The 20,322-nt window shown below is 72.1% G+C and carries 19 protein-coding genes; 5 read left to right on the top strand and 14 right to left on the bottom strand.

The genetic code is table 11. The features are described from left to right. The first annotated feature begins 138 nt into the window (after positions 1 to 138). Positions 139 to 1,095, top strand: coding sequence for a helix-turn-helix domain-containing protein (locus tag BM339_RS48175; RefSeq protein ID WP_143118767.1), 957 nt, complete (start codon positions 139 to 141; stop codon positions 1,093 to 1,095). A gap of 27 nt (positions 1,096 to 1,122) precedes the next feature. Here the strand turns inward: BM339_RS48175 and BM339_RS38455 are convergent, their stop codons facing one another. From BM339_RS38455 to BM339_RS38420, 8 genes are all read right to left on the bottom strand, one after another. Then, positions 1,123 to 1,809 (bottom strand): class I SAM-dependent methyltransferase, encoded by a 687-nt coding sequence (locus BM339_RS38455; RefSeq protein WP_075024074.1) that lies wholly within the window; start codon positions 1,807 to 1,809, stop codon positions 1,123 to 1,125. A gap of 23 nt (positions 1,810 to 1,832) precedes the next feature. After that, on the bottom strand, positions 1,833 to 3,119 hold the full coding sequence (locus tag BM339_RS38450; protein WP_024934226.1) for a DUF4032 domain-containing protein: 1,287 nt from the start codon (positions 3,117 to 3,119) through the stop codon (positions 1,833 to 1,835). A gap of 3 nt (positions 3,120 to 3,122) precedes the next feature. Beyond that, on the bottom strand, positions 3,123 to 4,403 hold the full coding sequence (locus BM339_RS38445) for an ABC transporter ATP-binding protein (protein ID WP_075024073.1): 1,281 nt from the start codon (positions 4,401 to 4,403) through the stop codon (positions 3,123 to 3,125). 10 nt (positions 4,404 to 4,413) lie between these two features. Then, positions 4,414 to 5,244 carry a carbohydrate ABC transporter permease gene (locus tag BM339_RS38440; RefSeq protein WP_021594914.1) on the bottom strand — a complete coding sequence of 277 codons (831 nt, stop codon included), beginning with the start codon at positions 5,242 to 5,244 and terminating at the stop codon, positions 4,414 to 4,416. After that, positions 5,244 to 6,182, bottom strand: coding sequence for a carbohydrate ABC transporter permease (locus BM339_RS38435; protein ID WP_021594915.1), 939 nt, complete (start codon positions 6,180 to 6,182; stop codon positions 5,244 to 5,246). Before BM339_RS38435 ends, BM339_RS38440 begins: the two co-directional genes overlap by 1 nt. 13 nt (positions 6,183 to 6,195) lie before the next feature. After that, on the bottom strand, positions 6,196 to 7,563 hold the full coding sequence (locus BM339_RS38430) for an extracellular solute-binding protein (protein WP_083598399.1): 1,368 nt from the start codon (positions 7,561 to 7,563) through the stop codon (positions 6,196 to 6,198). A 133-nt stretch (positions 7,564 to 7,696) separates the two neighbouring features. Continuing rightward, the gene (locus BM339_RS38425) at positions 7,697 to 8,365 is read right to left on the bottom strand and encodes a nucleotidyl cyclase domain-containing protein (protein ID WP_075024139.1); all 669 of its coding nucleotides are present in this window, start codon (positions 8,363 to 8,365) and stop codon (positions 7,697 to 7,699) included. 388 nt (positions 8,366 to 8,753) lie between these two features. Continuing rightward, a complete protein-coding gene (locus BM339_RS38420; protein WP_075024072.1) occupies positions 8,754 to 9,740 on the bottom strand; it encodes a hypothetical protein in 987 nt (328 codons plus the stop codon). Between the two features lie 192 nt (positions 9,741 to 9,932). On the opposite strand from BM339_RS38420, the gene BM339_RS38415 reads away from it, so the two are divergent. Together BM339_RS38415 and BM339_RS38410 are read left to right on the top strand one after the other, a co-directional pair. Then, positions 9,933 to 11,072, top strand: coding sequence for a hypothetical protein (locus tag BM339_RS38415; protein WP_075024071.1), 1,140 nt, complete (start codon positions 9,933 to 9,935; stop codon positions 11,070 to 11,072). Between the two features lie 116 nt (positions 11,073 to 11,188). Continuing rightward, positions 11,189 to 12,259 carry a quinone-dependent dihydroorotate dehydrogenase gene (locus tag BM339_RS38410; protein ID WP_075024070.1) on the top strand — a complete coding sequence of 357 codons (1,071 nt, stop codon included), beginning with the start codon at positions 11,189 to 11,191 and terminating at the stop codon, positions 12,257 to 12,259. Here the strand turns inward: BM339_RS38410 and BM339_RS38405 are convergent. The 4 genes from BM339_RS38405 to BM339_RS38390 all read right to left on the bottom strand — a co-directional run bounded on the left by BM339_RS38405 (position 12,256) and on the right by BM339_RS38390 (position 16,197). Then, positions 12,256 to 13,674 (bottom strand): DUF7059 domain-containing protein, encoded by a 1,419-nt coding sequence (locus BM339_RS38405; RefSeq protein ID WP_256255697.1) that lies wholly within the window; start codon positions 13,672 to 13,674, stop codon positions 12,256 to 12,258. The two genes, BM339_RS38410 and BM339_RS38405, sit on opposite strands and share 4 nt — an antisense overlap. A 40-nt stretch (positions 13,675 to 13,714) precedes the next feature. Continuing rightward, positions 13,715 to 14,551, bottom strand: coding sequence for an N-acetylmuramoyl-L-alanine amidase (locus BM339_RS38400; RefSeq protein ID WP_024934224.1), 837 nt, complete (start codon positions 14,549 to 14,551; stop codon positions 13,715 to 13,717). Between the two features lie 93 nt (positions 14,552 to 14,644). Next, complete coding sequence (locus tag BM339_RS38395) at positions 14,645 to 14,881, bottom strand: hypothetical protein (protein ID WP_024934223.1); 237 nt, start codon at positions 14,879 to 14,881, stop codon at positions 14,645 to 14,647. A 311-nt stretch (positions 14,882 to 15,192) separates the two neighbouring features. Beyond that, on the bottom strand, positions 15,193 to 16,197 hold the full coding sequence (locus tag BM339_RS38390) for a LacI family DNA-binding transcriptional regulator (RefSeq protein WP_021596072.1): 1,005 nt from the start codon (positions 16,195 to 16,197) through the stop codon (positions 15,193 to 15,195). Positions 16,198 to 16,510: 313 nt separating this feature from the next. Here BM339_RS38390 and BM339_RS38385 point away from each other — a divergent pair, with 313 nt between their 5' ends. Next, positions 16,511 to 17,284, top strand: coding sequence for a TetR/AcrR family transcriptional regulator (locus BM339_RS38385; protein ID WP_244938507.1), 774 nt, complete (start codon positions 16,511 to 16,513; stop codon positions 17,282 to 17,284). Between the two features lie 180 nt (positions 17,285 to 17,464). On the opposite strand, the gene bldC is transcribed toward BM339_RS38385, so the two are convergent. Both bldC and BM339_RS38375 read right to left on the bottom strand, forming a co-directional pair. Beyond that, a complete protein-coding gene (bldC, locus tag BM339_RS38380; RefSeq protein WP_012850682.1) occupies positions 17,465 to 17,668 on the bottom strand; it encodes a developmental transcriptional regulator BldC in 204 nt (67 codons plus the stop codon). Between the two features lie 273 nt (positions 17,669 to 17,941). After that, positions 17,942 to 18,859 carry a DUF8083 family protein gene (locus BM339_RS38375; RefSeq protein ID WP_024934222.1) on the bottom strand — a complete coding sequence of 306 codons (918 nt, stop codon included), beginning with the start codon at positions 18,857 to 18,859 and terminating at the stop codon, positions 17,942 to 17,944. 86 nt (positions 18,860 to 18,945) lie between these two features. Between BM339_RS38375 and BM339_RS38370 the strand changes: the two genes are divergently transcribed. After that, positions 18,946 to 20,028, top strand: a complete 1,083-nt coding sequence (locus tag BM339_RS38370) for a Leu/Phe/Val dehydrogenase (protein WP_021596068.1) — start codon at positions 18,946 to 18,948, stop codon at positions 20,026 to 20,028. The last annotated feature ends 294 nt before the right edge of the window (positions 20,029 to 20,322 follow it).

The raw sequence follows: 20,322 nt of genomic DNA, 5'->3' as shown, positions 1-20,322 counted from the left end.
CGGACGATCGGTGATCATCACGGGATTCCGTACTGGCACTCTCGGAACTGGGCATAATGGGCCAGCCCTGCCCCGAGTTCCGGAGCGCACCCGGGCCGCCGCCCGGAAAAGGCGCTGTGACCTGCGGGAGAATCGTTCATGAGCCGAACCCGACCACCGACCCCGCTGCCCGGAGACCTGCCGGAGGCGGTGCGCGTCCTGCTCACCGAGCTGCGCGGGCTGAAGGAGGAGTCCGGGCTCGACCTGCGCGCCCTGGAGCGCCGGACGCACGCGAGCCGCTCGTCGTGGGGGCGGTGGCTCAGCGCCGAGACATGGATCCCGGCCGACGCGGTCGCGGCCCTCGCGGACCTGTGCGGCGCGGACGCGCACCGCCTGGCGGCCCTGTGGGAGGTGGCGGACGAGGCGAGGCGCGCGGCGCCGCCCACCCCCGCCGGGACGACCGGCACGGCGGACACGATGGACACGGCGGCCACGGTGAGCGCGCCGTCAGAGCCGCTGCCCCACCGGACGGGCCGGCACCGCCGCCTGCTGTTCCTGGTCGCCGTCGTCGCCTGCACGTTCGTCGCCGGGACGGCCGGGGTCGCCCTCGGCGCCTCCCTGCGGACGCCGCCCGTCTCCGGGGACTCGGGCGGCCGCCCGCCCGGCGCGACCGGCGAGCCCGTCGGCGCGATCAGCCGCCAGGACGTCATCGCCCGCAGCCGGAGCTGGCATCCGCACGGCCCGCGGCGGGTGCCCTACGACCAGGCGGCCGGCCACCAGGGGTACCGGACGGACGGCTCGGGCTACGCGTCGATGGCGCTAGGGCTCCCGAAGCCCGGCCCCAACTCCGCGCTCCTGGAGGCGTCCTACTGCCGGCAGATCCCCATGCCGTCGCTGCGCCCCGGCGACCTGGTCATCAAGTCGAGCGGCGGCGCCGACGTCCGGGAGGTCCTGATCTTCGAGAGGTGGACGAGCGGCGCGCGCACCGCCTACTGGGCCTACCAGCAGCGGCGCGGCTACGGAACCGACCACCTGGTCCGCCGGGACGGCCTGGCCCGCGGCAGCGACCACCGCGCCTGCCGCCCGAGGAACATCCAGGACGACCCCGTCGGCTGACCCCGTCGACCGGTCGCCAGGGGCCCGTCACCGGGGAGCCGGGACGAGGCGGAAGGCCAGGAACGCCGGGAGGGCCTCCAGCGTGGCGTGGTCCTCCGGGTAGCGGTCCGCCATCTCGGGGGCCGGGCGGGGCTCCAGGAGCTCCTCGATGAGGAAGCCGGCCTCGCGGAACTCGGCGCAGATCGACGTCAGCGGCCGGCGCCAGGCCCGGATGGGCCAGTCGCGCTCGTCGCTCAGCGACTCCTCCACCGGCTCCTCGGTGAAGTAGGAACCGCCGAGGCGCACCCATCCCATCGTCGGGTGCTCGGTGGACAGCACCAGCGCCCCCGAGGGCTTCAGGATCCGCCGGAACTCCCTCAGCAGGGCCACCCGGTCGTCGATGTAGTGGATCGCCAACGCCAGGACGACGAGGTCGGCCGCACCGTCCCCCACCCAGGTCAGCGGCCGGGAGAGGTCGTGCACGCGCAGGTCGGCGCGGCCCCCGGTGCGGGCGCGGGCCAGCTCGACGAAGGTCGGGCTCACGTCGCAGCCGGTGACGCGGGCGCCGCGGTCCAGGAGCTCCCGCGCGTAGAGGCCGGGTCCGCAGGCGGCGTCGAAGACGCCGCGGCCGGCGACGTCCCCGGCGAGGCCGAGCATCGCGGGACGGTCGTAGAGGGCGTTGTGGGCGCTGTCCTCGGCATGGGCCGCGTATTCGCGGGCGAAGCGCTCGTACATGTCCCCGATCGTGCCAGAAAAGATCAACTGGTCGTGTCAGGAGGACGGCCGCTCTCGGTCAGGTCCGGGGGGACGGCCGGCAGCACGGACGCGAAGTAGTCCTGGGCCGCCGTCGACGTGCCGACGTCCCGGCCCGACCTCTCCGACAGGTACCAGCGGTGTTCGAGGACCTCGTGGAACAGCTCGACGTCGTCCAGGCGATCGCGCAGATCCGGCGGGATCGCTTTGATCACGGGTTCGTACACCTCGGCCAGCCACTGGTTCGACGCCACGACCTCCGGCACCGGGCCGCCGTGCAGGCGTTCGAGATGGCCGCGGAAGGCGGCGATGTCGTTGAGCAGCCGCCGCGCCTGGTTCTCCTGCGCGTCCAGCCCGGTGCGGGCCATGAGGATGCGCCGGTGGTGGCCCGGCTCGGCGACGCGCGTGCGCACGCGCAGCCGCGCCCCCTCCGGCGGGCCTTCGGAGGGGGGACGACCCCCCACACCCCCCGGAGCACCTTCGGTGCTACGCACATCGACCAGCTCCACCTCGTCCACATCGAAGCCGAGGGAGTTGATGCGGCGGAGACGCTCCGCGATGCGGTAGCGCTGGTCGGCGGGATGCAGGATCTCCTCGCGGGTCAGCTCGTCCCAGAGCCCCTGGTACCGGCGGACGGTGTCGTCCGCGACGTCGATCGGGTCGACGTCGTCGGGAAGGGTGCCCGCCGCCGCCAGGTCGAACAGCTCCCCGGCGATCCGCTCGCGCGCCAGCGACACGTCGTAGTCGCGCTGTCCCTCGGAGAGGGACGGGTGCAGCTCGGCGGTCTCCGCGTCCACCAGGTAGGCGGCGAACGCGCCCGCGTCCAGGCGGAACAGGACGTTCGACAGCGAGCAGTCGCCCCACATGAAGCCCGCCAGGTGGAGCCGGACGAGGAGCTCCACCAGCGCGTCCAGCAACCGGTCCGTCGGATGGGCGTAGCGCGCGTTGGCGAACAGCGCGCGGTAGGACGACGAGTGGTCGAGGAAGCGCGTGACGAGGATGGCGTCCTGGTCGGGACGGTCGACGACCACGCCGATCACCTCGACCGCGGGCAGGCCGAGGGAGCGCAGCTCGCGCAGCAGCCGGTACTCGCGGCGCGCCAGCCGCGCGTCCAGCTCCTTCAGCGCGTAGACCGCCCCGCCCTCCGCCACGAACCTGACCGTGTGGCGGGACAGGCCGCGCTGCCTGATCTCCACCAGCCGCGCGTCGTCCCATTCCGCGAGCGGCACCGTCCACGGCAGGTCGAGCAGGCCGGCCGCCGACTCCCCGGGCGGGGTGAAGACGAAGTGCATCGGTCACGGTTCCGCGACCGACGCCCCGTCCCCGGCCGCGCCGGCCGCCGGCTCGCGCTGCGCCTCCCGGCCCGCGACGCGCGAGTCCTCGGCGATGCGGCCGAGCTGCGCGACGCGCTCCTCGTCCCGGGTGAGGTTCTCGCCCGTGGCCGGGTCGAAGATGTGGGCGCGCGCGGTGTCGATCCACAGCTCCGCCTCGCGTCCCGGCGCGATCAGGCTGGCCGCGTCCAGCGACACGACGGCCTGCGTGCGCAGCTGGTCGCTGTCGAGCTCCCGGGACAGGTCGCGCAGCTGCGCGGCGAGGTCGTCGGGCGCCTCGTACGGGACGTAGGCGTACAGCTCGTTGCCGAGCCACTCGGTCACGTCCACCCGGGCCCGGACGACGCTGCCCCGCGCCTTCTTCTCGTCGGCGACCAGCGACGCGTCCTCGAAATGCTCCGGGCGGATGCCGACGAGCACGACCGACCGGTCGCCGATGGCCGTGACCTTCCGCTCGTCCCGCAATTCGAAGCGGCCGAGCGGCGTTTCGAGAAACGCGCCGTCCACGGACGCGGGCAGGAAGTTCATCGACGGCGAGCCGATGAACCCGGCGACGAAGAGGTTGACGGGCTCCTCGTACAGCTCGCGCGGGCTCCCGACCTGCTGCAGGACGCCCCTGCGCAGCACCGCGACCCGGTCGCCGAGCGTCATCGCCTCCGTCTGGTCGTGCGTGACGTACACGGTCGTGGTGCCGAGCCGCCGCTGGAGGCGCGAGATCTCGGTGCGCATCTGCCCGCGCAGCTTCGCGTCCAGGTTCGACAGCGGCTCGTCGAACAGGAACGCGTCCGCCTGCCGGACGATCGCGCGCCCCATCGCGACCCGCTGCCGCTGCCCGCCGGACAGGTTCGCCGGCTTGCGGTCCAGGTGCTCGGTCAGCTCCAGCAGGTCGGCGGTCTCCTTCACGCGGCGCTGCACCTCGTCGTCGGAGGTCTTGGCGAGCCGGAGCGGGAACGCGATGTTCTCGAACACGGTCAGGTGCGGGTACAGCGCGTAGTTCTGGAACACCATCGACAGGTTCCGCTCGCGCGGCGCCACCTTGTTGACGACCCTGTCGCCGATGACCATCTCGCCGGACGTGATGTCCTCCAGCCCGACGATCATCCGCAGCAGGGTGGACTTCCCGCAGCCGGACGGGCCGACCAGGATCATGAACTCGCCGTCCCGCACGTCCAGGGACACGTCGTTCACGGCCGGGAAGCCGTCGCCGTACTGCTTGACGATGTTCTTCATGGTGATGGCGGCCATGGTCTTCCCCTCAGCCCTTGACGGCGCCGGACGTCAGCCCGGCCACGATGCGACGCTGGAACAGCAGGACGATGATCACGACCGGGACCGTGACCACGACGGCCGCGGCACAGATCGCGGTGGTGGGCTGCTCGAAGTACGACTCCCCGGTGAAGAACGCCAGCGCCGCCGGCACCGGTCTGGCGTTGTCGGTGGACGTCAGCGAGATGCCGAAGACGAAGTCGTTCCAGCAGAAGAAGAAGGTCAGGATCGCCGCGGTGAACACGCCGGGCGCCGCCAGCGGGACGATCACCTTGCGGAACGCCTGCCAGCTCGTGGCCCCGTCCACCTGCGCGGCCTGCTCCATCTCCCACGGGATCTCGCGGAAGAACGCCGACAGCGTCCAGATCGCGAGCGGCAGCGCGAACGAGATGTACGGGATGATCAGGCCCGGCCAGGTGTCGTACAGGCCGATGTTGCGCCACAGGTCGAACAGCGGCCCGACCAGCGACACGACCGGGAACATGGCGATGGCCAGCGCGAAGGACAGGATGATCTTCTTGCCGGGGAACTCCAGCCGGGCGATCGCGTAGGCGACGAGCGTCGCGAACACCACCCCGATGAACGTGGCGATCAGCGAGATGCCGATCGAGTTGATCAGCGCGGAGGTGAACAGGTCGGTCTGGAACACCGTCTCGTAGTTCTGCCACGTCCAGTCCTGCGGGAAGAACCCCTGGACGTTGCCGATCTCGCTGGGCGTCTTGAACGACAGCATCACGATCCACAGGATCGGGAACGCCGTCCAGACCAGGATCAGCAGCGAGGCGACGATCCACAGCGACTTCGAACGTGCCGACTCCATCAGCGGTCACCTCGCACTTGGGACAGGTCCACCCGGAACCCCTTGATGAACAGTGCCGCGATCAGCACCACCGACAGGAACAGCAGGACGCCGACCGCGTTGCCGAGGCCGAGCTCCGTCCGGGTGATGATCTGCTGGTAGGTGAGGAACGACAGCACCTGGGTCTTCTCCTGCCCCGCCGTCATGATGAACACGTTGTCGAAGATCCGCCACGCGTCCAGCGTCCGGAACAGCACCGCGACGAGGATCGCGGCCTTCATGTTCGGGATCGTGACCCGCTTCAGCCGCTGCCACGCGGTGGCGCCGTCGACCGTCGCCGCCTCGCCGAGGTCGCGCGGCACCTGCGCCAGCCCGGCGAGCAGCAGCAGCGACACGAACGGGGTCGTCTTCCAGATCTCCGACAGGATGATCACGAACAGCGCGGCCCAGCGGTCGGAGAACCAGGCGAAGTCGCCGAGCCCGAACCAGGAGTTCACGAACCCCGACTGCACGTCGAAGGCGTACTTCCAGGCGAACGCGGAGATGACCGTGACGATGCCGTAGGGCAGCAGGATCGCGGTCCGCACCGTCCGCCGCCCGAAGATCGCGCGGTGCATCACCATGGCCAGCGCGAACCCGATGACCAGCTCGACGCCCACCGTGATCACGGTGATGACCAGGGTGGTGAGCACGGTCTGCCAGAACAGCGGGTCCGACAGCGCGGTCGCGTAGTTGCCGAGGCCGACGAACCGCCGGTCGTCGGGCGCGGTGATCCGGTAGCTGAACAGCGACTGGTACAGCGCGTTGATCAGCGGGTACGCGGTGACCAGCAGCATCACGATCACCGCGGGCGCCGACAGCAGCAGCCCCAGCCTGCGCTCGGCCCGGCCCCGGTCGGAGATCTCCGCCCGGGCGGGGGCGCCGGCCGGCCGCTTGAGCGTCGTATCTGCGGACGTCATCCGGACACCTCCGTTAGAGCAGGGCCTTGCCTTGCAGGACCTCGCGGATGAACGCGGCCGACGCGCCGGGCGTGGTGGCCGGGTTCACCGACGCCGGCGGGTGCCACCGGTTCTGGATGGCGCCGGAGACGTCCGCGTAGTAGGGCGTGGCGGGACGGGGGGCCGCCGCGGCGATGGAGTCCCGCATCAGCGGGGCCATCGGGAACTCCTTGAGGATGTCGGGATCGTCGAAGATCGCCGGCCGGGCGGCGACGTTGCCCTCGTCGAGCATGTACCGCTTCATGTTCGCCGGCGAGGTGATGCAGCGGACGGCCTCCACGGCCAGGTCGTCGCGGTGCTTGCCGTACGCGCCGACGCCGATCTCGATCCCGCCGAACGGCGGCTTGCTCTCCTGCTGCGGGCTCACCCTCGGGTACCGCGCCCAGCCGAGGTCGTTGACGATGTTCTTGTCGATGGCGCCCGCCTCGGCGTCGCCCTTCTCGGCCCGCCAGACATAGCCCCAGTTGAGCAGGAAGCCGCCGCGCGGCCCGTTGATCGTCGACCGGGACTGCTCCTCGATGTCGGTGGACAGCGTCGGGCTCGCGGCCGACGAGCGGGCCAGCTTCTGGATGATCGACGCCGCCTGCCGCCCGGCGGGCGAGTCGATGTCGATGGTGGCCTCGTCGCCCTTCTCGGCGTCGCTGATGATCCGGCCGCCGGCGGACGCGATCAGGGCGTTGATCCACACCATGTAGCCCTCGTACCGGTTGCCCTGAACGCCGATCGTGGTGTTGGTGCGGATGGCCGCGTCGATCAGCTTGTCCCAGGTGAAGTCGGGCGCGTTCGGGTCGATGCCCGCCTTCTGCGCCACCGACTTGCGGTACCAGAGCAGCTGGGTGTTGGCCCAGAACGGCGCCGCGTAGAGCTTGCCCTCCCATGTGGAGCTCTGCACCGCCGTGTCGAACACGCCCTCGGTCAGCGGCGCGGCCTCGCTCTGGGTGAACGGGCGCAGGAACCCGGCGTTGGCGGCCTCCGCCACGAAGACGGGGTCCAGGCTCATCAGGTCGAGCCCGGAGTCCTTGGCCGCCAGCCGCCTGATCAGCTGCTCGCGCTGCTGGGTGGCGTCGCTCGGCAGCAGCGACGTCTCGATCCGGTACTTGCCGCCGGCCGCCTGCGTGCAGGACTTCGCGATGGCCGCCTGCCCGCCGTTGTCGGGGTTGATGTACCAGGTGAGCTTGGGCGCCCCGCCGCCGCCTCCGCAGGCCGAGAGCCCCCCGGCCACCAGGGCCAGCGCCAGCGCCGCCCGCAACCGTCCCGCCGGGCCGTGCCGCCCGGTGGCCCTCGTGCGCCGCCGGGCGCGTTCCGGCCCGTCCGACTCCGCTCGTCCGACTCGCTCGACCATGGGGCCTCCCGCAGCCTCCCGCCGCACCGCGAGCACTTCGCCGGACCGCGGATCCGGCGGGATCGATCTCCATTCGAACACCGGACCGGGTGACTGTCGAGATCCAAAGAGTAATCGGCGGGCAAAGCCGACCTCATGCGGAACACAAGCCACAGGGGTCGCACCGGGAGGGGCCCGGGTCGTACAGCCAGCCCGCGTACTGGACCCCCTTGATGACCGTCCTGACCTGCCGGAACAGGGTCGGCGGGAGCGCGCACAGCCCGCTGTCCACGACGTCGCGGAAGATCGGCTCCGAGACGATGAGCGCCACGTTCCGCTCGGGGTGGGCGTCCAGGTACCGGCGCACCGGCCGGGCGTCGAGGAGGCGGCTCACGACGACCGGCGCGTGCCCGGCCGGCCCCAGCACCGCCGGCCATCCGATGATCAGCGCGCCGTGGTGGAGCGCGAGCCGCACCCGCAGCCGGCGCCCCGGGGCGCCGCGCTCCTCCAGGGCGGCGAGCGCGCGTTCGAGAGCGGGGGCGAAGACGCCGGTGACGGTGACGATGTCGGCGTCGTCCGGCAGCACCGCCAGCACACCGTCCCCGGCCACCTGCTGCGCCCACGCGGCGCGGTCCAGCCCGGCGTCCGCCGCGGCCCGCTCCATGGCGTCCAGCAGATCGAGCTGGGCCGCCACCTGCATGCGCGGCGTGCGGAGGCTGTAGCCCTGGATGTCGACGGCGAGCAGCAGCCGGAACGTCAGCCGGATGTCCGCCGGACGCTCCGGGACTTGCGGTTCTGGGACGGATGTCGGGACGACCGCCATGATGCCCTCCGCCTCGTGCACGGCCCTGGACGGGCTTCCCGGCCTGGCCGGGGTTGCATTCAGAATGGCACCCGGGAGAGCATGGCAGAAGTCGCCGAAATGGCCGCCGAAAGCAGAATGCCAGGTGGCGCGGAGCGATCCGGCATATCGCAACGGAGCAGACTGGAGCACGTTCCCGCAAGCCGCTGGAAAGGCCCAGTTAAAGGCTTACTGATCGCGTGTCCCCTGCCTTTCTGCAACCTGGCAGAACGGCATATGGGGGCGACCTGTCCTCGACGTTACATTCTCATTATCGGTAGGTATCGAGAAGGCGCGGAGAGATCGCGGACCCCGACCGACCCGCGAGCCCTCCGCGCCTTCGCCTGTGGGGCGGTGGCGCGGTGGCGGCCTAGTAGCCGCCGCCCGACCCGTAACCTCCGCCGCTTCCCCCGTCGCCGGAACCCGAACCGGATCCCGAGCCGGTGGCGCGTTTGCCGGACGGCTGGGTGGCCCACCAGACGCCGCCGACGCCCTGGCCCTTCGTCTCGCCCGGCTGCTCGTCCTTCTCGTAGTAGTACATGGGCCAGCCGTCGATGGTGAGCTGGCACTTGCCGTCGTCCTTGCGCTCGATGAAGTCGACGAGCTTCTTGGAGACGCCTTCGACCTTGAGTTTCTTGAACCCGTTGAACACGACCGGCGGCCACGCCTTCTTGCACGAGCCGAAGCAGGTCGTCGTGGGCGGCTTGTCGGTGTCCTTGTCGAACCGGTAGAGCGTCCGGCCCTTGCCGTCGGTCAGGATCATCCCGAGCTTCGGGTCCTGCCTGGCCTTGACGACCGTCCAGCCCTTCCAGCGGTTGTCGTTCTCCTTCTTGACCGGCGCGGCCTTCTTGCCCGTCGGCGCCGCCGCGTACCAGGTGCCGCCGACGCCCTGCCCCTCGGTGTCGCCGGGGCTCTGGTCCTTCGCGTACCGGTACAGCGGCCATCCGGCGAGCGTGACCTGCCACGTGCCGTCCGGGCGCTTCACCTTGCCGACCAGCGACTGCTCGACGCCCGTGACCTCGGTCTCCCCCGTGCCGGCCTCCACCGGCGGCCACGCCTTGGCGCACGCCTCCGCGCAGGTGGACGCGGGCGGGCGGGCGGTGTCGTTGTCGAAGCGGTAGAGCGTCATCCCCTCGCCGTCGGTGACGACCTTGCCGAGCCTGGTGACGCTGGCGACCTCCAGGCTGGACGGCTTCGGCGCCGGCGGCCGCGACGGCTCGGCGGAGGGCCGGGCCTGCGCCTGCGATCCCGCGGCGTTCTGCTTCCCCCCGGCCTTCTCCTGCCCGCACGCGGACAGCACCAGTCCCGTCGCCGTCAGGGCGGCCGCAGCGGGGATCGCCCAACGTGGGAATCTCATGTCGTGGTCCTCCAGGTCGTCTGGGCCCCGGCTCCGGTTCCGGGTCCCGCACGTCGATCGCGGGGAGCCGCCGCACCGCTCTCCTGGATCGTGGAGCAGTACGGTGAAGCCCGCGGACCGGGTTCAACGCCGCGGAACCGGTCAGCCGCGTGCCGAGTCGGATACGTACGGCGATCGATGAGGAAGGCAGCGGTGACCACCGGAAACACTCCCCCCGGCGGACGGGTCGACCTGCGCAAGGGCCCGAGCGAGGAAAGGCCCGAGCCGCGTCCCGGCCCGGCGTGGATCGTCGTCCCCGCCCGGATCGTCGCGCTGATCGTGGTGGTGCCGGTCCGCCTCGTCCACGACCTGCTCGTCGTCTTGGGCCGGGGCATCCGGGCGGGATGGAACGGGCTGATGCGGGGCCTCGCCGCCATCGGGCGCGGGCTCGGCGCGCTGTTCGACTTCCTCGTGGTACGGCCGCTGCGCTGGCTGGCCGTCGTGGTGATCCTCGGCTTCCTGCGCCGGCTCGGGCGCGGCTCCGGACGGCTCGCACGCTGGTTCCACCGGGTGCTGCTCGCGCCCGTCGGACGGTTCATCGCCCTGATCGGGCGCGGCCTCGGACGTCTCCTGGACCTCGTCCTGCTGCGCCCGCTACGGGCCCTCGGGCACGGGCTCGCCTGGTGCCTCCGCCTCATCGGCCGCGGGTTCGCGCTGCTCTTCCAGGGGATCGGGCTGCTGCTCGGCGTGCTGCTGGTCATGCCCGCGGTCCTGCTGTGGCGCTACGTCCTGCGCCCGCCGCTCCTCGGCCTGGCCTGGCTGCTCCTGGGCATCTGGAGCGGCCTCGTCCGGCTGGCCCGCGGCGTGTGGGCCGGTCTGAACTGGCTCGGACGCGGCGTGTGGGGCGGTCTGACGTGGCTCGGCCGGGGCTGCCTCATCGTCCTCGCGGCGAGCTGGGGCGTGTTCGCGGCGGGCCTCGCACTGCTGGCGGCGGGCGCGGCCCTGCTCGGCCGCGGTCTCGCGTGGCTCGGGTACATCCTGATCGTCGTGCCCGCCCGCGCCGTGTGGCGGTTCGTGCTCGCGCCCATCGTGGCGGCGCTCGTCGGGACGTGGCGGCTCGCGGGCCGCATCCTGCGCTGGCTGTGGCGGACGCTCGTCGTCGCCCCCGTCCGGATCCTGGTCGTCGCCCCGGCGCGCTGGGTGGGCGCGACCGTGGTGCGTCCGATCGGGCACGGCATCCGCGGGACATGGCGGGTCGCGGTACGCGACCCCGTCCGCGCCGCCCGCCGGACGATGCGCGAGGCGCGGCGCGACGTCCGGCTCCAACTCCGCCGCGTCTTCCGCGGCTACTGACCGCGCCGGACACCGAACCGCGCCGGCCTCCCGGGAGGGAGGACCGGCGCGGCCCGTGATAGGTTCCGCGGCCCTCAACGGGTTTTCGCGGGAGCCGGCTGAGATACTGGCAGGCGATGTATCGACTTCTGTTCACACTGGTCATCGCCCGTGTCCCCGCGGAGACCGTCCACCACCTGACGATCCGCGGGCTCCGCGCGATCCAGGCGGTGCCGGGCGCCGCGCCGCTGCTGCGGCGGCTGCTCGTCCCGCGCGACCCGGCGCTGGCCGTCCGCGCGTTCGGCCTGGACTTCCCGAGCCCGCTCGGCCTCGCCGCCGGGTTCGACAAGGACGCCGTCGCCTACGAGGCGCTCGGCGCGTTCGGGTTCGGCCACGTCGAGATCGGGACGGTGACCGGGCGCCCGCAGCCCGGCAACCCGCGCCCACGGCTGTTCCGCCTCGCCCCCGACCGGGCGGTCGTCAACCGGATGGGGTTCAACAACGAGGGCTCCGAGGCCGCCGCCCGCCGCCTCGCGGGGCGGTCCGCCCGGACGATCGTCGGCGTCAACATCGGCAAGACCAAGGCCGTGCCCGAGGCCTCGGCCGCCGCCGACTACGTGGCGAGCGCCGAGCGGCTGGCGCCGCACGCCGACTACCTCGTCGTCAACGTCAGCTCCCCCAACACCCCCGGCCTGCGCAACCTGCAGGCCGTCGAGCATCTGCGTCCGCTCCTGACCGCGGTCCGCGAGGCCGCCGACCGGTCGTCGCCGCGCCGCGTCCCCCTGCTGGTCAAGATCGCGCCGGACCTGGCGGACGACGACATCGACGCGGTCGCCGACCTCGCCCTCGACCTCGGCCTCGACGGCGTCATCGCGACCAACACCACCGTCGGCCGCGACGCCCTGCTCAGCCCGCCCGCGCTGGTCAAGGAGACCGGCGGGCTGTCCGGCGCGCCGCTGCGGGACCGGTCGCTGGAGGTCCTGCGCCGGCTGCGCGCCCGCACCGGCGGGCGGCTCACGCTGGTCTCGGTCGGCGGCGTCGAGACGGCCGACGACGTGTGGGAGCGCGTCCGCGCGGGCGCGACCCTCGTCCAGGGCTACACCGGCATGATCTACGGTGGCCCGCTCTGGGCGCACCGCGTCAACCGCGACCTGGCCCGCCGCCTCCGCGCCAGCGCATTCCGCACCCTCACCGAGGCCCGCCGCTAGAGGAAGAAGCCGTCGGCGATGAGTTCCGGCAGGACGGCGTCGGCGTGCGCGCGGACCTCGTCCGGTTCCCTCCCGGTGAGCTGGGCGATGGCGTCGAGGAGCGGGGCGAGGGGCAGGTCGCCGTCGCAGACCCCGGCGAGGCCCGCCTCGACCGTGCCGACGCCGGCGGCGCGGCGGAGCCGGCCGGTCTGCCGGAGGACGATCCGCTCCGGATCCTCGGCGCCGGGCGGTCCGATCTGTTCCTGGACGAGACCGGGCGCCGCCGCCGGCGTCCGTCCACAGCCTGTGGAAAACTCCGAGCCCGCGGCGAGGCCGTCCAGCACCTCGGAGACGTAGGCGCCGACGGGCTCCTCGACCGCGTGCCGCAGCTCCTCGATCCGGACGGCCGGGCGGTCGCTCCGCCGCAACGTGATCCAGCCGAACCCGATCCCGGTGACGCCCTGCCGGTCGAAATGATCGAGCCACGCCTCGTACCGCGCGCGGTATTCGGGAGTGCCCGCCTCGCACGAATCCCGGAGCCACAACTCGGCGTACTCCGCCGGATCCTGGACGTCCCGCTGGACGATCCACGCGTCGCAGCCGTCCGCCCACGCCCCGACGCGCTCCTCCCACGGAACCCCGTCGACGTGCAGCCAATTGGCCAGGAGCTGGCAATATCCACCGTCGTTCAGGTACCGCGCGGCGTCCTCCACGAGCCGCCGGCAGAAGTCGTCGCCCGGCATGCCCGACTCCCGGTAGGTGAACCGGCGACCTCCGGACGGCGCCACGACGAACGGCGGATTGGACACGATCAGATCGAACCGGCGCCCCCGGACGGGCTCCAGCAGCGACCCGCGCACGAGCTCGGCGCCCTCCACCCCGGACAGCGCGAAGCTCATCGCGGCCAGTTCGAGAGCGCGCGGATTGACGTCCGTCGCGGTGATGCGCGCGCCCGGAGAGCGGCCCGCCAGATGCACCGCCTGGACGCCGCATCCGGTCCCGACGTCGAGCACGTTATCCACAGGCCTGTGGACAACCAGCCGCGCCAGGTTGCCGGACGCGCCGCCCGCACCCACCACGTGATCGTCCGCCGGGACGCCACCGGACCCCGGCCGCACCGTCAGATCGGACACGGCGTATCCGGCGTGCCCGTCCCCGCCGACCGCCTCCAGCGGCTCGACGCGCAGCAGCGCCCGCACCTCCCCGCCGGACCTCTCCGCGAGGCCCGCCGCCACCAGCCCGTCCGTGACGGCTCCCGCCTCCACGGGGACCTGCAGCCAGAACAGCCGTGTCAGCACCTCGACCGGCGACCCGCCGCGCGTCGCGCGCAGCGCCGGCACGATCTCGTCCCGGGCCAGCGCCCCGCCCGCGACGGGGCCGAGGAGCTCCCGCACCCCGGCGACGGTGTAACCGCTCCCCGGCAACAGCTCACGCACACGACGAAGATCAGGCACCCGCCCATCCTCCCCGAGGCGGCTAGCCCTGGGTCAGGTACTCCTGGAAGCCCTTGGCCAAGGATTCGGCGATCCGCTGCCGGAACGAGGCGCTGGAGAGCTTGGCGGCGTCGTCCTTGTTCTGCATGTTGCCGCACTCGATGAAGACCTTCGGGACCGTCGACATGTTGAGGCCGCCGAGGTCGTCGCGGCGATCGATGGCCTTCTCGCCGAGGTAGTTGGAGTAGGCGATGCCGGTGCCGTCGTGATAGGCGTCCCGCAGCGCCTTGCCGAGCTTGGCGGACCTCGACACCATCTCGGCGTTGCGGCCGATGGAGATCGGCTCGATGATGTGGAAGCCGTGCCCGGACGGGGACGCGCCGTCGGCGTGGACCGACACCGCGGCGTCGGCCTTCATCCTGTTGCCGAGCGCGGCGCGCTCGGTGATGCACGGGCCGACGCCCTTGTCGTCCTTGCGGGTCAGCGCGACCTTGGCGCCGCGGGCGCGCAGGATCTTGGCGAGCCGGTTGGAGACGTCCCAGGTGAAGGCGTGCTCGGCGTAGCCGCCCTTGGTGGCGGTACCGGCCGTGTCGCACTCCTTGCTGCCGTTGCCGATCTTGACCTTCTTGCGGATCTCGGCCGGGTGCGAGGCGTTCCCGCCGTTGTGGCCGGGGTCGATGACGATCACCTTGCCGTCCAGTGACGGCGCCTCGCCGCCCTCCCGCGCGGGCGACCCGCCGCCCCCGGGCGCCGCGCCGGCGGTCGGCGGCGCCGCCTGGCCGGCCCCGCCGGCCGCCCCGGAGGAGCCGCCGCACGCGGTGAGCGCGCCCAGGCACAGCGCGATACCGGCGGCCGCCGGGCCGCCTCGATGGATTCGCACAGGCCGCTTCCTCCGTGACGTCTTCGTTACCGACCCTGACAGTCTGCACGCCGCCGGAGGAACGTCAAACGAACTCCGCGAAACCCGTCCCGTTCAGCGGAGCGGGTCCTCCTTGCCGAGCAGCGCGGCGAGGGCGCGGGCCTCGTCCGCGTCCAGGCCGAGGACGACCCGGGGACGGCCCCACGGGTGGTCGATGGAATGGGCCACGTAGCTGGCGACCGACTCCGACACCTGCTCGGCCAGGCCGCGCGCGTGCCGCCACTCCGACCACGCGCGTTCCAATTCGCTCGCCGCGCGCTGCGCGCACGACACCAGTTCCGGATCACGCACGAGCTGAACCCCCTGGGTGGACACGACTCTCTGGTCCGTCCGGCGGGGTCCCGTCCGGGCGGCCTGCGCCGAGGCCGCCCGGGACCGCCCGCCGGCGATGAGTCCCATTAACCCCCCGCCGGCGGGGCGCGGGCCGGTGAATACGGCAGGTTTGGCCGCCCCCTTACCCGGCGCGTACCCAAGCCATACCGGCGGCGGGCACGCGGTCATGGACCCACGCTGTTCATGGACCCACGTTCATGGACCGGGGCGGGTGGGGTGCTGCGGGAAGCGAGATGAGGCGGGGGGACGTCCTGCGGCGCGCGGGCGGTTCACGGGGCGGTGGGAGCGGGCCCCGTCGTCGAGCGGACCACCAGGTGCGGGACCACCAGGTTCTGCCGGGCGGGCCGGGACGGGTCGCCGATGCGCGCGGTGAGCAGCTCGGCGGCCACGCGTCCCATGTCGCGGCGCGGCTGGTCCACGCTCGTGAGGGAGATGTGCCGGATCGCGGCGAGATGGGTGTTGTCGTACCCGACGATCGACAGGTCCTCGGGAACGCGCATGCCGAGCTCGTCGGCGGCCGACAGCGCTCCGGTGGCGACCAGGTCGTTCGGGGCGAAGATCGCGGTCGGGCGGGGGTCGCGGCGCAGCAGCGCGCCCGCGGCCCGGTAGCCCCCGTCCTCGGTGAAGTCGCCGGGCTCGGCGACGATCTCCTCGCCCAGCCCGTGCCGGCGCATCGCCTTCTCGTAGCCGGCGCGGCGGTAGCGGGCGGTGGTGGAGCGGGCGCCCTCGATGTGCGCGATGCGGCGGTGGCCGAGCTCGACGAGGTGGTCGACGGCCAGGCTCGCGCCGAGCTCGTCGTCGTCCACGACGATGTCGACGCCGACGACGTCGCGTTCCCCGACGACCACCACGGGGACGCTGGCCGCGGCCTCCTTGAGCGACTCGGGGACGACGCTGAGCAGGACCAGCCCGTCCACCCGCATCTCCAGGAACGCCTCGACCGCCTCGGCCTCGAACATCGGATCCCAGCGGCCGCTGCCGACGAGCATCCGCAGGCCCTCGCCGTGCAGGGTCTCCTGCAGCCCGTCGAGGAACTCGGCGAAGAACGGGTTGTGCAGGTCGGCGACGATCGCGCCGATCAGCCGGGTGCGCCCCTCGACCAGGCTCCGCGCCACGGCGTTCGGCCGGTAGCCGAGCTCCCGGGCGGCCTGCAGCACGGCCTGCCGGCGCCGCTCGCTCACGTGCGGTGACCCCCGCATCACCAGGGAGACGAGCGACTTCGACACTCCGGCGCGCTCGGCGACGTTGCGGATCGTCGGTTTCGGCGCGGGCACCGCCCTCCCCTCGTCGCGCGGGGCGGGAGAGGGTTCGCTGCGCGGCCGGGGCACCGCGCCCTCTCCCTTCCTGTGGTGCGGGGGATTCGCTTCATCAGCTGACATGGCACTCCGTCCAGGGGGACCTGCAGGACCTGCCGCGACGGCGCACCGGTGAGGGGTTCGGCGCGCCGCCCTCCGCTCGGGAGGAGATGCCATGATGCCGCGCCTTCCCCCCAAATCGTCGCAACAGTGAGTAACGGGCATACGGCAATGGGGGTTCGGGCCTGTGGTGTCCCGGATCACAACGGCGTCCGGGGAGGATCACGACCCGGTGAAGAGCCTGTTCCGCCGCCGCCCGGCGGGGCTCGCGCGGGTCCGGCTCGGATACGCTGCCCAGGTGGGAGATCGTGCGGTGGCCGGTGAGAAGGTGCCGGGTGAGAAGGTGCGGGGCCGGACGGGCGGTGGACGGGGCCGTCGCCGGCTCAGCGTGGACGAGCGTCGGGACGAGCTGATCGAGGCGGCGCTGCAGCTGTTCAGCACGCGCTCACCCGAGGACATCTCGATCGACGACGTCGCGGCCAAGGCGGGCGCCTCGCGCGCGCTGGTCTACCACTACTTCGGCGGCAAGTACGAGCTGTACATCGCGGCCCTCGGCAGCGCCGCGAAGAAGCTGTCGGTGCTGCTGGAGCCGCCCACCGAGGGCAAGCCGCTGGAGCGGCTGCGGATCTCCCTGAAGCGGTACTTCGACTTCGTGGAGAGCCACGCGGCCGGTTACACCGCGCTGCTGCGCGGCGGCCCGGCCGACCGGTCGGGCGAGGCGGGCGAGATCGTCGACGGCATCCGCCAGCTCCTTCTCGACCGCATCCTGCACTCCCTGGACGTCGACGTCCCGCCGCCCGTCCTGCGCATCACGCTGCGCTGCTGGATGGCGACCGTGGAGACCGCCGGGCTGGACTGGCTGGAGAACCGCGACGTGCCCCGCCCCGACCTGGAGCGGCTGCTCGTCGACCAGCTCGTGGTCATCATGCAGGTCGCCGGGCGGCACGACCCCGGCACGGGCGCCCTGTTCGACCGCCTGGCCCAGGAGGAGATGGGCTCCTCCTGAGACGCGCGCGGCAGCGGAGCCCTCTGGGCCTAGTGTCCGCTTGTGGACGCACGAGTCTGAATTGTCCGAAATTTCGCCCAGCTCACCCGGCGTCCGCGATGATCCCGGCGATCGCCGCGCCGTCCTGGATGCCGGGCACCCCCGGGCGTCCGACGTCCAGGACGACGCGATCGGTGCTGGTTACTCCGAGCGCTGCTGCGGGATTCCCGCGAGCAGCGCCCGCACCTCCGCCTCGCGGTAGCGGCGGTGCCCCCCCAGCGTCCGGATGGACGTGAGCTTCCCCGCCTTCGCCCAGCGCGTGACGGTCTTGGGGTCGACGCGGAACATCGTCGCCACCTCCGCCGGCGTCAGCAGGGGCTCGGCCTCTGGCGTACGTGCTGACATGTTTGCGGCCTCTCCTCCGTGGACCGATGACAGCGATCCTGCGGTTGTTCCTCGCGCGGTCACTGATGTCCCCTATGGCCCGAAAGAGCCACTATGACATCACAACGTGTAACCTTGCCACCACTCAGCGCAACAAGCAAGTTCTCGGCGGTAGTTGCGTGCAAACATCCCCGCGGATGCGGGGTGCCGCGGCCGTCTGGTGGTCCCTGGGTCACGCTGCGTGATTCTAGCGACACGTATAGTCGTATCGCGCGCGGATTCGGGAAATTTGTTTTAGTTCGCCGACTCCAGCGAACGGACGGGCCGCCAGCGGGCGAGGAGCCGCTTGTACATCGCGACGGTCAGCTCGGCCTCTCCCCGCTCCATCCCGGTGAGGGCGACCGTCATCTCGGCGACCGACTCGTCCGTGCGGAGGGTCTCGTCGTCCAGCAGATGGACGAGCCCGCCGTAGTCGAGCTCCACGAGCGCGCGCGGGTGGAACTCGCCGAGCCACCGGCCGAGCGTCTCCAGGCGGCCGGCCGACAGGAGGTAGACCTCTCCCGTCCCGTCGCCGAGGTTCTCCCGCACCACCGGGAGCGCGGCGGCCACCCGGCGGCGCGCCTCGCCCATCGAGGTGACGTAGATGAGCGTGCGCGTGGGCGCGGCCGTCGCCGGGCCGTGCCCCGGGTGCTCCTCGGACGTCTCGTCCTGCCGGCGGTACCCGGTGCCCGGCGTGCCGAGCATCAGGCAGCGCTCGCCGCGCGCGAAAGGGACGAACCAGTCCAGCGGGACATGCCAGGTGCTCGTCAGGATGTGCGGGCGCAGGGCCCGGCCCGAGCGCTTCCACTGCTCGAAGTCGCCCATCACCCGCTCCGACAGCGGCGGCGGCACGAACGCCGCCGCGACGCCCGCCGCGTGCTCGTCCCTGAACCGCTCGAAGGCCAGCCAGGAGCGCAGCCGGGTCTCCCACGGGCACACGTAGATCATGTCGTCCAGCCGCCGCACGTAGGCGTCCCTGCTCTCCCGCTCCGGGACGACCTCCGGCGGCGAGGCCGTCAGCCTGAGCGCGGCCTCGCGGTGCTCCACCCCGAGCGCGTGGATCCGCCTCGGACGGCGCCTGGACTCGGCGTAGACCGTCCACAGGGTCCGCGCGGGCTCCGGGAAGGCGGTCACCGGTTCATAAACCCGTAGGTACGCGGCGTACGGAAGCACGACCGCATCGTTACACGAGATTCGGCCGGGCGTGACGCCATCACGCGCCCTAGGCTGATCTTAGAGACAGAGAGGAGGGCACTACCGTGCCTAATGTCTTCGGGGCGCCCCACAAGGGCACCGAACCCCGACACGAGCAGGTCGTCTTCTGCCAGGACGAGGCCAGCGGCCTGCGCGCCATCATCGCGATCTACTCCACCGCGCTCGGCCCGTCCCTGGGAGGCACCCGCTTCTACCCGTACGGCTCCGAGGAGGACGCGCTCGCCGACGTGCTGAACCTGTCCCGCGGCATGGCGTACAAGAACGCCCTGGCCGGGCTCGACCTCGGCGGCGGCAAGGCCGTCATCATCGGCGACCCGCAGGTCGACAAGACCGAGGCGAAGCTGCGCGCGTACGGACGGTTCGTCCAGTCCCTGAACGGCCGGTACTACACCGCGTGCGATGTCGGCACGTTCAGCGAGGACATGGACATCGTGGCGCGCGAGTGCCGCTTCGTCACCGGGCGGACGGTCGCGCACGGCGGTGCGGGCGACTCGTCCATCCTCACCGCGTTCGGCGTGTTCCAGGGAATGCGGGCGGCGGCGGAGACGGCCTGGGGCTCCCCCACCCTTCGCGGGAAGCGCGTCGGCGTCGAGGGTGTCGGGAAGGTCGGCCACCGCCTGGTGGAGCACCTGCGCGAGGACGGCGCGGACGTCGTCATCTGCGACGTGAACGAGGCCGCCGTCGACCGCGTCCGGTCCCTGCACCCGGAGGTGGAGGTCGTCGCGGACGCCGACGCCATGGTCCGCCTGAACCTCGACGTGTACGCGCCCTGCGCGCTCGGCGGGTCCCTGAACGACGACACGGTGCCGGTACTGGGCGCCAAGGTGGTCTGCGGGGCCGCGAACAACCAGCTGGCCCACACCGGCATCGAGAAGCGCCTCGCCGACCGCGACGTCCTGTACGCGCCCGACTACGTGGTGAACTCGGGCGGCGTCATCCAGGTCGCGGACGAGATCGAGGGCTTCAACTTCGAGCGGGCCAAGGCCCGCGCGGCCGGGATCTACGACACCACCCGGAAGATCTTCGCGCTGGCCGCCGACGAGGGCGTCCCGCCGGCGGTGGCCGCGGACCGGCTCGCCGAGCGCCGGATGTCCGAAATCGGGAGACTTCGCGGCATTCTCTGCTGATTGTCCGACCGATGCCGGTCTGAACGGATGCGCTTCCTAGACCTGTTTAGACCGTTGCAAAACCGTTGCGAGGGCCGCCGCGGGCCGGTGTACGACCGTCCCGCGGTGGCCTTGGCAGGTACTCGTGACCACCGGATACACTGTTGTTATCAGCTACAGGGGCGCCGCCACGTACCGTCGATGTACCGAGCCAGGCGCAAAACGGGTACGGTTGTACCCGTGACTGACGCATGGCTCATCAGGCACCGGTTCGTGTGGTACACGCGCGCGTTGATGGGCCCACGAAAGCCCTGA

The sequence above is a fragment of the Actinomadura madurae genome, from assembly GCF_900115095.1.
Taxonomy (GTDB): domain Bacteria; phylum Actinomycetota; class Actinomycetes; order Streptosporangiales; family Streptosporangiaceae; genus Spirillospora; species Spirillospora madurae.
The sequence above is the reverse complement of the archived record's forward strand: the minus strand, read 5'-3'. Positions and strand labels throughout refer to the sequence as shown.